The sequence below is a fragment of the Bradyrhizobium sp. WSM1743 genome, assembly GCF_000473065.1.
GTDB lineage: Bacteria > Pseudomonadota > Alphaproteobacteria > Rhizobiales > Xanthobacteraceae > Bradyrhizobium.
Genome location: NZ_AXAZ01000008.1, coordinates 1 through 14,826, shown reverse-complemented (window position 1 = coordinate 14,826; position 14,826 = coordinate 1). Strand labels below are relative to the sequence as shown.

The 14,826-nt window shown below is 61.9% G+C and carries 13 protein-coding genes; 3 read left to right on the top strand and 10 right to left on the bottom strand.

Translation table 11 applies throughout. The features are described from left to right. Nucleotides 1–48 precede the first annotated feature (48 nt). The 5 genes from oxlT to YU9_RS48885 all read right to left on the bottom strand — a co-directional run bounded on the left by oxlT (nt 49) and on the right by YU9_RS48885 (nt 5,471). Nucleotides 49–1,338: an oxalate/formate MFS antiporter gene (oxlT, locus tag YU9_RS0106215; RefSeq protein WP_027572008.1), complete on the bottom strand. Its 1,290-nt coding sequence runs from the start codon at nt 1,336–1,338 to the stop codon at nt 49–51. Between the two features lie 398 nt (nt 1,339–1,736). Further along, nucleotides 1,737–3,236, bottom strand: a complete 1,500-nt coding sequence (locus YU9_RS0106210) for a tripartite tricarboxylate transporter permease (protein WP_027572007.1) — start codon at nt 3,234–3,236, stop codon at nt 1,737–1,739. A gap of 43 nt (nt 3,237–3,279) precedes the next feature. Further along, a complete protein-coding gene (locus YU9_RS0106205; protein WP_027572006.1) occupies nt 3,280–3,777 on the bottom strand; it encodes a tripartite tricarboxylate transporter TctB family protein in 498 nt (165 codons plus the stop codon). Between the two features lie 87 nt (nt 3,778–3,864). Further along, nucleotides 3,865–4,869, bottom strand: coding sequence for a tripartite tricarboxylate transporter substrate-binding protein (locus YU9_RS0106200; protein WP_027572005.1), 1,005 nt, complete (start codon nt 4,867–4,869; stop codon nt 3,865–3,867). A gap of 464 nt (nt 4,870–5,333) precedes the next feature. Further along, nucleotides 5,334–5,471: a hypothetical protein gene (locus YU9_RS48885; protein ID WP_167406555.1), complete on the bottom strand. Its 138-nt coding sequence runs from the start codon at nt 5,469–5,471 to the stop codon at nt 5,334–5,336. A 352-nt stretch (nt 5,472–5,823) separates the two neighbouring features. Between YU9_RS48885 and YU9_RS0106190 the strand changes: the two genes are divergently transcribed. After that, nucleotides 5,824–7,155, top strand: a complete 1,332-nt coding sequence (locus tag YU9_RS0106190) for an Hsp70 family protein (protein WP_027572004.1) — start codon at nt 5,824–5,826, stop codon at nt 7,153–7,155. A 271-nt stretch (nt 7,156–7,426) separates the two neighbouring features. Here the strand turns inward: YU9_RS0106190 and YU9_RS0106185 are convergent, their stop codons facing one another. Beyond that, complete coding sequence (locus YU9_RS0106185; protein WP_027572003.1) at nt 7,427–7,870, bottom strand: SRPBCC family protein; 444 nt, start codon at nt 7,868–7,870, stop codon at nt 7,427–7,429. Nucleotides 7,871–7,926: 56 nt separating this feature from the next. After that, nucleotides 7,927–8,157, bottom strand: a complete 231-nt coding sequence (locus YU9_RS45470) for a hypothetical protein (protein WP_027572002.1) — start codon at nt 8,155–8,157, stop codon at nt 7,927–7,929. A gap of 340 nt (nt 8,158–8,497) precedes the next feature. Between YU9_RS45470 and YU9_RS0106175 the strand changes: the two genes are divergently transcribed. Then, nucleotides 8,498–8,896 carry a nuclear transport factor 2 family protein gene (locus YU9_RS0106175; RefSeq protein WP_027572001.1) on the top strand — a complete coding sequence of 133 codons (399 nt, stop codon included), beginning with the start codon at nt 8,498–8,500 and terminating at the stop codon, nt 8,894–8,896. A 37-nt stretch (nt 8,897–8,933) separates the two neighbouring features. Then, entirely contained in the window at nt 8,934–12,305 is a 3,372-nt protein-coding gene (locus YU9_RS0106170; protein WP_027572000.1) for an adenylate/guanylate cyclase domain-containing protein, read from the top strand. A 148-nt stretch (nt 12,306–12,453) separates the two neighbouring features. On the opposite strand, the gene YU9_RS41050 is transcribed toward YU9_RS0106170, so the two are convergent. From YU9_RS41050 to YU9_RS49545, 3 genes are all read right to left on the bottom strand, one after another. Next, nucleotides 12,454–13,734, bottom strand: coding sequence for a S9 family peptidase (locus YU9_RS41050; RefSeq protein ID WP_245266313.1), 1,281 nt, complete (start codon nt 13,732–13,734; stop codon nt 12,454–12,456). A 559-nt stretch (nt 13,735–14,293) separates the two neighbouring features. Then, a complete protein-coding gene (locus YU9_RS0106155; protein WP_027571998.1) occupies nt 14,294–14,572 on the bottom strand; it encodes a hypothetical protein in 279 nt (92 codons plus the stop codon). A 73-nt stretch (nt 14,573–14,645) separates the two neighbouring features. After that, the coding region (locus YU9_RS49545) for a hypothetical protein (protein WP_210163510.1) at nt 14,646–14,826 on the bottom strand (181 nt) is incomplete at its 5' end.

Genomic DNA, 14,826 nt, shown 5'->3' with positions numbered 1-14,826 from the left:
CCCGGCCGTGAGGCCGGGCGTCGTGCTCGCGAGCTGTGGTCGGGCGGGTCAGAGGGTCGATTTCGCGACCACGATCTTGCGCCAGGGCTTGAGCAGGGCGATAGCCAGCAGCGAAGCCAGGATGTTGGCGCCGGCGGCGATGATGAACACGCTGTCCCAGGTGCCCGACGACTGCTGCATGTAGTTGGCGATCGGCACCAGCAGCGCGGCGGTGCCCTTCGCGGTGTAGAGCAGGCCGGCATTGGTGGTCGCGAACTTGGCGCCGAACGTGTCGGTGCAGGTCGAGGGGAACAGCGAGTAGATCTCACCCCAGGCGAAGAACACGAAGCCCGAGAGCAGCACGAACCAGATCGGGTCGTGGCCCCAGAGGTAGAGCATCCAGATGCCGAGCCCTTCCATGCCGAAGGCGATGAACATCGTGTTCTCGCGGCCGATCATGTCGGAGATCCAGCCAAAGAACGGACGCGTCAGGCCGTTGAGCACGCGGTCGATCGTGGCCGCGAAGGTCACCGCCGTCATCGTCACCGCCATCAGCGTGACCGGCACGTTGTCGACCTTCCAGTCGGCTGCGATCGGCTTCAGGTTCGCCGTCACCATCAACCCGCCGGCACCGACGATCACGAACATGAAGTACATCAGCCAGAAGATCGGCTGACGCAGCACCTCGGTCGGCTGGTAGTTGCGGCGGGTCTGCAGCAGATTGGCATTCGCCACCACGTTCGGCACCTGCCCCGCTTTGGGCGCGAGCAGGAAGAAGGCGAGGAGGCAGATGATGATGCCTTGCCCGAGGCCGAAATAGAGGAAGGTGGTCTGGAAGCCGCTGTCCTTGATCATGGCCTGAATCGGCGCGACGGTCAGCGCAGAGCCCGCACCGAAGCCCGCCGCTGTGATGCCCGCAGCAAGACCGCGCTTGTCCGGAAACCACTTCAGCGCGTTGCCAACGCAGGTGCCGTAGACGCCGCCAGCGCCGATGCCGGCGATGATCATGCCGAGATAGTAGCCGTTGAGCGAGGTGGCCTGCGCGTTGATCGCCCAGCCGAGGGCGCAGAGCACGCCGCCGACCAGCACCACGATGCGCGGGCCGTATTTGTCGACGAACCATCCTTCGACCGGCACCAGCCAGGTTTCGAACAAAACGAAAAGGGTGAAAGCCCACTGGATCGAGGCGCGATCCCAGCCGAACGTCTTCTGGATGTCAGGGACGAAGAACGTCCAGCCATATTGATAGTTGGCGATCATCACCATCGCGCCTACGCCGATGGCCAATTGCGCCCAGCGATAAGCATCGCTCACGCGTGCGACACTAGGAGCCGCAGCCGACTGCACCATGTCCGTCATTAAAAACCCTCCCGAACGCGCCGATCATTTTTATGCATGCGCTGAGGGGCATCCTGGTATGCATTATGCCAAGATTCAAGCGATGGACGGGAGGTGCGGCGAAATAACGCGGATCTGTTCACATGCGCCGTGAGCGCCGGATTGTAAAGCCCCAATCGCGGTCGGCGTGCCAGCGGCGATTGTGGCTGATCCCATCCAAATTATTGGTTTTGTGGCGCTTTTCCTTGGTTCGGCGATGCCGCAGGTCGCTGTTGAAAGCGTATGCGCTCGGAGATTTTCCACGCGCGCGCTTGTCCAAGCGCGCCGACGCGCGGTCGATCGGCGACCGCGCAATTCCTGGAATTCTTTATTCCAGAAGTCGGACCTGCGACGGTTTGGCAGGGCGCGAATTACGGGCTTCACGCCATCGCCGTGCGCAGCCGGCTGTAGCCTTCTTGGATCGCGGACCAGAACAGGGCGACCAGACCGAGCGCCATGATCGTGCTGACGAGGCCGTTGGAGAAGAACACGCCGAGCGATCCCTGCGATCCCAGCAGCGATTGGCGAAAGGCTTCCTCGGCCTTGTCGCCGAGCACGATGGCGAGCACCAGCGGGGCGAGCGGGTAGTTGCACTTCTTCAGGAGATAGCCGAGCACGCCGAACACCAGCATCAGCATCACGTCGAAGGTGCTGTTGTGCACCGAATAGGCGCCGATCGCGCAGAGCACCAGGATGAGCGGCGCGATGATGCCGAACGGCACGCGGAGGATCGCGGCGAAGATCGGCACGCAGGTGAGCACGACGAGGAGGCCGGCGAGATTGCCGAGATACATCGACGCGATCAGGCCCCAGACGAATTCCTTCTGCTCGACGAACAGCATGGGGCCGGGCTGCAGGCCCCAGATCAACAATCCGCCGAGCAGGACGGCGGCGGTCGGAGAGCCCGGCACGCCGAGCGAGAGCATCGGCAGCAGCGCGGAGGTGCCGGCGGCATGCGCGGCCGTCTCCGGCGCGATCACGCCCTCGATCTCGCCCTTGCCGAAATTGTTGCCGCGTCGCGCCAGGCGCTTGGCGATGCCGTAGCTCATGAAGGAGGCCGGCGTTGCGCCGGCGGGCGTGACGCCCATCCAGCATCCGATCAGGCAGGAGCGCAGCGAGGTCATCCAATAGGCCGGCAACTCCCGCCAGGTCTGAAGCACCACGCGAAGGTTGATGGTCGCAGTGCCGCCGCGGAACGCCAACCCTTCCTCCATGGTCAGCAGGATCTCGCCGATGCCGAACAGGCCGATCACGGCGATCAGAAAGTCAAAGCCGTTGAGCAGCTCGGTGACACCGAAGGTCAGCCGCAATTGTCCCGTGATCGAATCGAGGCCGACCGCCGCGAGCGCGAAGCCCATCATCATCGCCGCGATGGTCTTGAACGGCGGCTCCTTGCTGAGGCCGACGAAGCTGCAGAAGGCGAGAAAGTACACCGCGAACTTCTCCGCGGGGCCAAATCGCAGCGCGAAGCCCGCGACGAGGGGCGCGACGAGCGTGATCATGATGACGGCGAACAGCGCGCCCACGAAGGAGGAGGTGAAGGCCGCCGTCAGCGCTTCGCCGGGCCTGCCCTGTTGCGCCATCGGATAGCCGTCGAACGTGGTCGCCACCGACCATGGCTCGCCGGGTATGTTGAAGAGGATCGAGGTGATGGCGCCGCCGAACAATGCGCCCCAATAGATGCAGGACAGCATGATGATCGCCGATGTCGGGGGCATGCTGAAGGTCAGGGGAAGCAGGATCGCCACGCCGTTGGCACCTCCTAGTCCCGGCAGCACGCCGATGATGACGCCGAGCGTGATGCCGATGATCATCAGCATGATGTTGTAGGGCTGCAGGGCGACCGCGAAGCCGTGAAACAAATTGGCCAACTCTTCCATATCGATACGTCCTGCAGCAGTGACGAAAATGACGGCGCGGCTCTTACAGGCCGAGCCATTCCTCGAACGGACCCTTGGGAAGCGGGACCAGGAACCAACGCTCGAAAACGAGATAGGTCAGGACCGGCATGCCGACCGCGACCGCAATGGTCGTCAGCCAGCGATAGCCGCCGAGCCAGCGCATGAACCAGGCGATGAAGACCATCGAGGCGACGTAGAGGCCGATGAACGGCATCGCGCCGACATAGATCGCGGTCGGCACGACGACGCTCATGACCTGGCGCAGCTGTCCCCATTCTGCGAACAGCCGGCCATCGCCGTCGCGTCGCGCGCTCCAGAGGTTGATGGCGCTCGCGCCGACGATGGCGACGCCGATATAGAAGGGGAAGAAGCCGGCACGCGGACCCTCCGCGCCCCAGTTGATGCCGGCCTTCAGGCTGCCGAAGATCACGACGAGGCCGAAGACGCCGATCAGCAGCGCTATGCCGATTTCCAGCGTCTTGTGGGCGGGACCGGATTCGGATCCGGATCGTTCAGTCATGAGACCTCCAGGCGGAAACGCAGTCTTTCGCGGTCGCGGCAGACGTGAGGACGACCAGCATCCTCAGCCGTCGTCGATGTCGCGGGGTCAATTCCCCGAAAGGAAGCCGGCTTCCTTCATCAAGCCTTGGTGGCGCTTCTCCTCCGCCTCGACCCACTTGGCGTAGTCGGCGCCAGTCAGGAAGGTCGTGTTGAAGGCGCCGCTCTTCATGAACTCCTGCCATTCCGGCGTGGCACGCACCTTCTTGAACAGCTCGACATAGTATTCGACCTGGTCCTTCGTGGCCTTGGGCGCCATGAAGATGCCGCGCAGCATGAGATATTCCATCGCAAGCCCCTGCGACTTGCAGGTCGGAATATCCTTCCAGGCCTTGCCATCGGCGATCGGCTCGTCATAGGCCATGGGCTGGGCGTCGAAAACGCAGAGCGGACGGAGCTTGCCGCCGCGCCATTGCGCGACCGCCTCGATCGGATTGTTGACGGTTGAATCGACGTGATTGCCCACGAGCTGGACGGCGACTTCGCCGCCGCCCTTGTAGGGAATATAGGTGAACTTCGTATCGATCGCCTTCTCGATGCCGACCGTGATGATCTGGTCTTCCTGCTTGGAGCCGGTGCCGCCCATCTTGAACGAGCCGCTTGGGGCCTTCTTCACGGCGTCGACGTAATCCTTGACGGAGCTGTACGGCTTCTCGGCGTTCACCCAAAGCACGAATTCGTCGAGCGCCAGCATCGCGACCGGAGTCAAATCCTTCCAGTTGAACGGAATCCCCGTGGCCAGCGGCGTCGTGAACAGGTTCGACAGCGTGATGATGATCTTGTGCGGATTGCCCGACGACGTCTTCACATCGAGGAAGCCTTCACCACCCGCGCCGCCGGCCTTGTTGATGACGACCAGAGGCTGCTTCATCAGATTGTGCTTGGTGACGATGCCCTGGATGGTGCGTGCCATCTGATCGGCACCGCCGCCGGTGCCCGCGGGCACGATGAACTCGACCGGACGAGCCGGCTCCCAGGCGGCACGGCTTGCGGTGCCGTTGGCGCATGACATCGCGATTGCCGCCAAAGCGACATTCAGGATGAATGGCTTCATCTTGTTTCTCTCCCTGTCGAAACCTCGACGCAGCCGCTCTTTGTCGGCTTGCGTCAGCCCATCTTGAGTCACATGCCCGGGGTCACCCTTGCGGTCGATTCTCCCATGGCAGTCCCGGTAGAAACTGTAGGAGCAGGGACAACACGCGGCATCCGCTTCTTTCGGCTAAGGTTCCGCCAAGGTTCGCAGCACGCGTGCTCCTCGGCTGCTCCCGTCCTGCGCTACGTTTCCACGTCTTATACTTTTGATTGCACAATGGTTCTTGGTTGGCGAATGGTATGCGAGATGCCAGCAAACAAACAATCGGATCGGTGGGCCACGTCGGCGGACCAATCGTCGCAGTTGTGGTCGCGGGCCGGGCAAGGACACGAAAAGAAAATGGCCCCGACGAGCGGGGCCATTTTGACCAAGCCTGGCGTCTGCGGATCTGTCAGCCCGCGGCGCGGCGGGCGAACGAGGCCTTCTTACAGGCCGAAACGGGGCAAATCGCCGTTGTGATTCGAGATTTCGGCGCTCGCCATCAGGAAGCTGTCGATCGCGGCCATCAGGCGGGCGAACAGCGAGGAGGAGGGAGCGAGAGCAACGGAAGCGGTCTTGGACATCGGAAATCCCTTTCTGGAGACAGTCAGCCTTGCTGTCTCATTTCGGGGGCAATCTATGTATACCAGATGCCAAACGCCATCGCTTTGTTTGCATAGCAGCATTCAATCTTTCGCATCGCAGCATAATGCTGAATTAAGATCTCTTTCAGACATAAAGTTGCCGACGCGGGCGCACGGGGCGCCTCTCCCGAGCAAACGGGCACGAAAGCAGGCTGAAGCACTGGGCCGGAAGGGGCGACCTGACCCCAAGCGGTCCGGATTCCGGCCGCACTGCAATGCCCGGGCCCTTGGCAGGTCCATGCAAAGCCGCTAGTGGTCCGCCCCCTTATCCAATCAACCGTCAGAGTGGTTCATGTCGAGCGCCTCGCCCGCCGTCTCGATCGGTATCGATTTTGGGACCAGCAACACGGTTGTCGCCCTCGCGGCCGACGACCGCCGGGTCGAGGCCATCCGCTTCGATCATGGCGGACGGCGCCACAGCGTCTACGTGTCGGCACTGTGCTTCTGGGAGGACCGGCCGGGCGCCGGCGCCCAGGCCGAAGGCGGTCCGTGGGCGATCGAGCAGTTTCTCGAAGGCCGCCACGTTTACCGCTTCCTGCAGTCGTTCAAGACCTTTGCGGCGAGCTCTAGCTTCAACACCACGCAAGTCTTCCGGCAGCGCTACAAGTTCGAGGACATTTTGGCGGCGTTCCTGCGGACGCTGGCGCGCCATGGTGGAGGGAAGTTCGGCTTCGAGGCGGCGAGCATCACGGTCGGCCGCCCAGTGCGCTTTGCCGGCGGCAATCCCGACGAGGTGCTGGCAATGCAGCGCTACCGGGCCGCCTTCGAGCGGCTCGGTGCCGGCCATGCGCGCTATGTCTACGAGCCCGTGGGCGCGGCGTTCTCCTTCGCCCGCAGGCTGGAGCGCGATGCCACCGTGCTGGTTGCTGATTTCGGCGGCGGCACCAGCGACTTCTCGGTGATGCGTTTCTCGCGCGCGGGCGGCACGCTTCGCGCCGAGCCGCTCGGTCACGCCGGCATCGGCATTGCCGGCGACACGTTCGACTATCGCATCGTCGACCAAATCGTCTCGCCGCGGCTCGGCAAGGGCTCCAGCTTCCGCTCGTTCGACAAGGTGCTGCCGGTCCCGAGCGGCCACTACACCAACCTCGCGCGCTGGCATCAGCTCGCGATGATGAAGAGCAACGGCGATCTGCGTGAGCTCCGCGAGCTGGCGCGCACCGCGCTGAAGCCTGATCTGCTCGAGGACTTCATCACCATCGTCGATCTCGATCTCGGCTTTGCGCTGTACCGCGCGGTGTCCGATGCCAAGGTCGCGCTGTCGGCGCAGGATGAGGTGGACTTCCGCTTCAGGGGTGGCGGCGTCGACATCGGCGCGGCCATCACGCGGAAGAACTTTGAATCCTGGATCGCCGACGATATCGCACGGTTGGGGGCCACCGTCGACAAGGTGCTGGCCGAGGCCCGCATCACCGCGCGCGAGGTGGAGAAGGTGTTCCTGACCGGCGGCACGTCCTTTGTGCCGGCCGTCCGAAAATTGTTCGCCGAGCGGTTCGGCAACGAGCGGCTGATGTCGGGCGACCAGTTCGAGTCGATCGCCTATGGCCTCGCGCTGATCGGCCACAGTCCGGATCCGGACCGATGGACGGCGGGCGGGGGGCTCGAGTCTAAGATCGGCTCGTAACCTACCGTTCGAAATCGGCGGGACGACCTGCTTCGGCGGCAGCCGCAGTTCAATGAGGCTCTGCAGCAAGCAGACTCTACGTGAGTTGTTCTCTCGGAGAGGTCCTCATTCTCCGTCATTGCGAGCGCAGCGAAGCAATCCAGAATCGTTCTGCGGAGGGACTCTGGATTGCTTCGCTACGCTCGCAATGACGAGGTGGATAGATCCGCGCATCTGATCGAACAGATCGACCCGCGAATGGCCGCTTTCAGCGGTGTGATCCAGCTTGCCGCTACTGATTAATCTCCGGCTCGACGAGCCGTGCCAGATTCCGCAGTGATTCCTGCCAGCCGAGATAGCAGGCCTCAACGGGAATGACGTCGGGCAGGCCGGACTGCGTGATCTCGACCTCGGTGCCCACCGAAACCTTTTTCAGGATCACGGTCACCTCGATCACACCAGGCAGATTGGGATCGTCGAACTTGTCGGTGTAGCGCAGGCGCTCGCCGGGCACGAGCTCGACATATTCACCGCCGAACGAATGGCCATTGCCCGTGGTGAAATTCCGGAACGACATCTTGAACGTACCCCCGACCTTGGGCTCGAGATGATGCACGGTGCAGGTGAAGCCGTTCGGCGGAAGCCATTTCGCCATCGCATCGGCCTCCAGAAAGGCGCGATAGACTTTCTCCGGGCTGGTGGCGAGAACGCGGTGCAGACGGACGGTATTGGGCATGGTTGTTATCCTCAGTGATTGATGGGCCCGAGTTTGGCGTCTATGACCCATTCATGTCACGAGGACGACGGGGAAGCCGCCGATCCGACATGCGTCTTGGATTTTTTTTCGCTGTTTGCAGCGCGACTTGCCACGCCCCCGCCAAAGCTCGCGACGATCCGGCATTGGCTGCGGACCATGCCGAGATGATGCGGCATCATCTTCGTCGACCACGGTGTCGGCGCATTGAGCCGGTCAAGATATCCCTTTGACGTGAGCACCTCATATCGCTCCAGCTCGTAAAGCACGAAGACGCCTTCGGCGTCCGTCGTGCTGGTCCAGCGCGATCCGCGCCAAAAAGAAGGAGCAGCCGAAAAGCGGGCCTTGAACCTTGGCCGGAAGTCACCGCCGCGCGGTCGTAGCGACGCGCTTGACCCTAAGGCGAAGTCTGGATCGGCCAGCGAACGGTCTCCGCACCTTCCAGAGACATTGAATGGCAGGGCGCCTGTCCAAATGACGCCTTTGACCGGACCTGCGGTTAGTCGCTGGCGTGGCACGCGCTTGGCTGCTTCCGGTTCGTTACGGATTTCCTGGACAACTCGACAGGAGTATTATGCTGGCCATTAAGGCCAACCTGAGGGAGGGATCATGGCGAACACGACCCCCTCGGCGAGCCTCGACGTCAGAGCCGAAGTTACCGCGACTTATGCTGCCTGGGATTCGGCTTTCAACAAAGCTGACGCGAAGGCTGTCGCCGCAGCCTATGTTTCGAATGCCAAGGTGCTGCCACCGACCCACGAAGTCATCTCTGGTCCGGTTGAGATCGAGAAGTTCTTTGCTGGGCTTTTTTCAGGTGGGTTCACCGATCACAATCTAGAAGTCATTGACGCCGGTGGCGACGAGAAGGTCGTCTACAGCACCGCAAAATGGAGCGCCAACGGCAAGAAGGCGGATGGGTCGGCCCAAGCCGCCGGTGGCATCGCTACGCACGTGTTTGAGCGTCAGGCGGACGGTTCGCTAAAACTGAGGTTACATACCTTCAACTGAGCCGGCCGTTCGCTTGACAGCGCGCGAGGAGCATCGCGTGAATATCGCGGACTGGCTTCGTGGCCTTGGGCTGGAACGCTACGCACAGGCGTTCCGGGACGCGGAGATCACGCCCGAGGTCCTGCCAGACCTTACTGAAGCGGACCTGCGGGAACTTGGCTTACCGCTCGGACCGCGCAAGATGGTGCTTAAGGCTATTTGTGCACGGGCTCCAGCGGAAGCTCCCGTTGCTGCTGGACCGACTGCTCCGGCCGGCGAGACGAAGCTTGCATTCGCCTCAGAAGCTGACCGTCGGCAGCTCACGGTCATGTTTGTCGATCTCGTTGGCTCGACCGCACTCGCCTTGGGGCGCGACCCCGAGGAGATGCGTGAAATGATGCAGGCGTATCACAACACCGTTTCCATCGAGATAACTCGGTTCGAGGGGCACGTCGCCAAATTCCTGGGTGACGGCGTCCTCGCCTATTTCGGCTGGCCGCGCGCGCATGAAGATGAGGCCGAGCGTGCGGTTCGCGCTGCGCTTCGGGTAACGAAAGCGGTCGCGGCCCTTGCCGGTCCGGACGGTACTGCACTTTCCGCCCGGATTGGCATCGCAACCGGTCTGGTCGTCGTCGGTGAGCTATTTGGTGAGGGAGAGGCTCGCGAGCGGCCGGTGATCGGGGAGACCCCAAACCTTGCCGCTCGGTTGCAGGGGGTTGCCGAACCTGGCGGTGTCGTGATTGCGGAGTCCACCCGACGCCTCCTCGGCGAAGCTTTCATGTACCAGGATCTAGGCACGGTCCCTCTCAAGGGTTTCCCTGGACCCGTGCGAGCATGGCTCGTCCTCGGTGAGGGGGCCGCCGAGAGTCGCTTCGAGGCCCAGCACGGAGTGTCTACAACCGTGTTGGTTGGACGCGATCAGGAACTCGCGCTCTTGTTGGATCGCTGGGAGCAGGCAAAAGAGGGAGAGGGACAGATCGTTCTGCTCGGCGGCGAACCTGGCATAGGCAAATCGCGCCTCCTGCGAGCGCTGCGCGACCAACTCGCGAAGGTGCCGCATACGTGCCTGAGCCATTTCTGTTCGCCGTTTCACACCAACAGCGCACTATATCCTGTTGTTGGACTGCTCGAACGGGCAGCGGGAATACGACGGGGGGAGCCGCCGGAAGAACAGCTCGACAAGCTGGAAACGATGATCAGGCTTGCAACAGAAAACGTGCAGGAGAGCGCAGCGATTCTCGCGGATCTGTTAGCCATACCGGGCGGCGATCGATACCCACCACTGGAGCTCAGTCCACACCAGAAGAAGGAGCGAACGTTTCAGGCTTTGTTGGAGCAGATACGCGGTCTATCGAAAAAGCAGCCGCTGCTAGCCATCTACGAAGATGTCCACTGGGCGGACCCCAGCATGCTCGAGTTTCTCGATCGGGGTGTTGACGAGGCGCAGCGCTTACCAATCCTCATGATTGTTACCTTCCGACCGGAGTTCGTTCCGCGCTGGACGGGGCATGGGCACGTGACAGCGTTGTTTTTGAGCCGGCTGGGCCGCAAGCAAGGCACCGCCGTGGTCGAACGGATCGCAGGCGGCAAACTGCTTCCACACGAGGTGCTCGAGCAGATCTTGGCCAAGACCGATGGCGTGCCGCTGTTCGTCGAGGAGCTCACCAAGACCGTCATCGAATCCGGATTGCTCGAGGACCGGGGCGGCCGATACGAGCTGTTGGGACCACTTCCGCCGTTAGCGATCCCGACGACGTTGCAGGACTCGCTAATGGCGCGCCTCGACCGGTTGGCGCCGGTGAAGGAAGTCGCCCAGATAGCAGCCTGCATTGGCCGCGAGTTTGGGCACGACCTTCTGAGAGCCGTGACGCCGCTCGATGAAGACGCCCTCCAGCGCGCTCTCAATGAATTGTTGGCGGCAGAACTCATATTCCGACGTGGAGTCGCTACCGATGTGCTCTACAGCTTTAAACATGCGCTGGTACAGGACATCGCGCACGAGAGCCTTTTGAAGAGCAGGCGGCAGCAGATCCATGCGCGCATCGCCGAGGTCTTTCAAGAATCTTACCCTGCCAGAGCGGAGGCGGAGCCGGAGATGATTGCTTTACATCTCACGGAGGCCGGGCTTGCGGAGAAAGCGGTTGGGTATTGGCTACGGGCTGGTCGGATCGCCGCCGGGCGTTCCGCCAATCTCGAAGCCATTACTCATCTCACGAAAGGGCTTGAGGCACTCAAGTCGTGCCCGCTCGGGCCAGATCGGGATCGCCAAGAACTCGCACTTCAGACCGCCATTGGAGGCCCGCTGATCGCCATTTACGGATACACCGCTCCGCAGCTCGGCACCGCGTTCAGTAGGGCTCACGCGCTGTGCAAGGAGCTTGATGACGCGGACGCGTTATTAGCCACTCTTAGCGGCAAGTTCATTTTCCATTTCGTAAGAGGCGACTACGCCGCTATGCAGGACCTGGTCGCAGAGACGCAAAGCGCCGCCGAGAACACCAGGAACGTAGCACTTGAAATGAGCGCGCATCGATTGGCGGGTCTCACTGCTATGTACGCCGGCGACTTTGTAACGGCGCGCTCCGAGTTCGAATGGATATTGAGCCGCTATGACCCGCGCGTACACCGACCGCCGCCTGTTCACTATATCCATGATCCAAAGGCTTCTGCGCTACCCTACTTGGCTTTAATGCTTTGGCTCCTCGGCTACCCCGAGCAGGCCAAAGCGGCGAGCCGAGCCGCGTTTGATTATGCTGCGGAGCTGAACCAGACCAACCTCACGGCCCACGTGAGGATCTATGGAGGGGCGGGGCCCGCAGAACTGATGGGCGACGTGGCGGCCACGCATGCGCACGCGGATGCAGTCATTGACCTCGCCGATCAGCACAGCTTGAGCTACTGGCGCCTAAGCGGGTTGATCCTGAGGGGGTGGGCCATGGCACAGGAAGGTGACGCCGAGATTGGCCTGACGCTCATGCGGCAGAATCTAGATGCGCGGGATAAGCTGGGCGCCAGCTGGTACCAGGTTCGATACTTGTCCATGCTCGCTTCGACGTACCTGCAACTCGGTGCCGGCGAGAAGGGCTTCGCTGCTCTCGGTGAAGCAGAGGATCTCGTCGGGCGCAACGGCGAACATATGTGGGAATCAGAACTCTCACGCATCGGTGGCGAACTGCGGAGCAGTTGCGGCGCTTCCCCCGACGAGGTCGAACCCTATTTCCAAAGTGCGCTGAATATCGCGCGGGGTCAAAGCGCAAAATCTTTGGAGCTGCGTGCGGCTATCAGTTTGGCGAGGCTCTGGTGCGGCGACGGTAGAGTCGTCGATGCGCGGACCCTCCTTGCCTCAACTTACGCATGGTTCACGGAAGGTTTCGAAACGCCTGACCTGCTTGCCGCCAGGGCGCTCATGGCGGAATTGAGTGATCTGTAATGCCTATTTGGCGAAGCCATGGGAGTCAGGCGCGACTTCATGGGCTGAACACGGCTCTTGGGGCTGAAGATGTCACCGGCGCTGTTGCCACGCTCCGTGGTGAGTCCTGGGTCGAGTGGGCGGCTCCTGTTCGTCGACCGGAAATCGATCAGACATAGAAGCGCGGCACATCAGGGGCGCCGTGGATTGAGCGAGGCAAGGAATTCGTCGGCGATCGGTCGCCAGCGGTCGGGATAGAGCCGTAGCAAATGGCCGTCGTGCAGAAGCTCGAAGCGCCGTTGCCGCCGGCCGCGACGAATGCCTGATGGTACTCTCGGATCAGGGCTTCGGGGTAAAGACGATCGTTATCCGCGTATAACCAGAGTTGCGGGACGTTGCCGGCGGCATCGTGGCCAGCGATGGCGTAATAGGGCGTGGTCACCGGCCCGTACGGGTACCAGCCGCCCACGAAATTCACTACGCCCACAACCTCACCGGGTTTAAGACCTGCATAGTGCATGGCGAGAAAACCGCCGCGCGATTGGCCGAAGAGCAGCACCGGCCCTGGCCGGACGCCAGGCAGTTTGCGGCCGTAAGCAATGGCGGATTCAAGATCCTCAACCGCTTGCGTCACTCCTTTCGATACATCGACGAGGCTGCCGTCGTGATCGCGCCCGAAATCTTCCTCGCCGTTGACGCCCTCGGACATGCCGCGCCCGCGCCGCATGAACACCAGCACGGCAAAGCCGTTGTCGCGCAGCCAATGGGCCTCGGTGGCGAATGACCAGCTCCGCAATTGATTGCGGCCGGCGTCGGAGCCGTGGGTGATGATCGCGAGCGGTGCCGGTCCCGTTCCGGCCGGCGGGTAGAATGTCGCCTCGAGCATGATGGGGCGCGCACCGTCCGGTGTACGAAGCGTGAGGTGCGGGAGGGAGAGACGCTCGCCGGGCCAGGGCCAATTCTCCGGCCGCTCACCTGCGGCCAACCGCACTGGATCAGCCCGGACCAGTGCCCCGGACGTGACGTTGCCGGAAGCGACGCCGGACGCGATGGTCGCGGTCAGATACAATCGGTCGGGGCCATCGAAGGCGTATCGGAAGGTGCGAAAGCCCGTCATGATCAGCACGCCCTCGGCGACCGTCGCCTCGCCTCGCCACCATTCGCGATTCGTGCCGTAGAACGCCGAATCCGACTGAGCGAAAACCACGTTCGCATGCCCGTCCGGCCTGACGCGCTCGACCACGAGAATATGTCTGTCGTCGTGCCAGGTTCCGATCCACGCTCCCTGAAAGCGCGCAATCTCGGGCGGCACGTCTGGCGCCGGCGTCTCCATGTCGAACTTGTCCGGCAACGGAACGATCGATTCTGGGTCGACGGTGAGGGGCTGGGCCAGAGCGTTTCGCATCAACATCAACAACACCATCAAAAGAACAGCCGAAGCTCTGCGCATATTCTGCTCGAAATCCTATCGAATCCTGCGAAGTGATCGCGCTCCGAATACAGTGGGCCAGCGACGCGCTCCCATCATGATACGGTCGCCAAACCCTGCCACATCCCGATCCACCGAGATGTCCGACCGCATTCTCTGCCACGTCTGCTGCCGAAGCTCAGACTAGGGCCCGATCTCATGAGGCGCAATCTCTGCTTGTGCCACTTCGCGACGACCCAACGGGTCGTCAACATGTCGGCTGTGACTGGAAGGCGGCCGGACGTACTGAGGCGGGGGCAAACCGTCGAAATTGACCCCGAGCGGACATTGCCGCCTGCGAACAAGGCCCCGCTTCGCGCGTCTGCCGAGCCGCACGCTGTGTCGAACAAAGCCGTAGGCGACGAACAAGATAGTGAGAAGGCCAATCTCCCAACGACCGGCGGCAAATAGAGCGATGCAAATCAGATAGACTGAGAAAAGCAGGACGGTCCAAGCTAGGGCAAACCCCAGATAGGTCCGTCCGGTTGGGATGTTGCTCGTGTTATCCGCCATGACCAAGCGCAGAATTGCGGCAGTCTAGCTAAATCGAGTAGCGCCATTTCAACGAACGGCGCAGGAAGAGTAAAGCCACGATGATCGCCAGGGCGGCAAACCAGAGGAAGGCCGGTACGGGCGAGTGATGGTGAATGTGGGCGATGTACAGCACGAGGGCCAACAGAATAGCTACTAGCGCGTTCGACACCCAATATAGTGGTGAGCGCCCAATTCCAGTCGCTGCGAGTTCGGCAGCTCGTTCGCGCGCTTTTGCCGCGCGCCACCAACAAAAGCCGAAAAATGCAAGGGCAATAAGCCAACTCATCCGAGCATCATCACTTAAAGTTTTGCAAATGGTGTTATTCAAACAGTTCAAATACGAGGTATAGCGTCACTTCTCAGCCCGAGCCCAGGTCTTTCTGCTTCTGACCCAGGCCGTGTGAAAAGGCTCTGTTTGCTGTGATTCGGGCGATAAGATTTCCTGCGATTTTGCGGGGCATCTGATGAAGCGCTTTGTTGAAGGGGTGGATCGGGGGCAGAGCACGCTGTTTCCGTCGTCGCTCGATGACTATGTGAGCG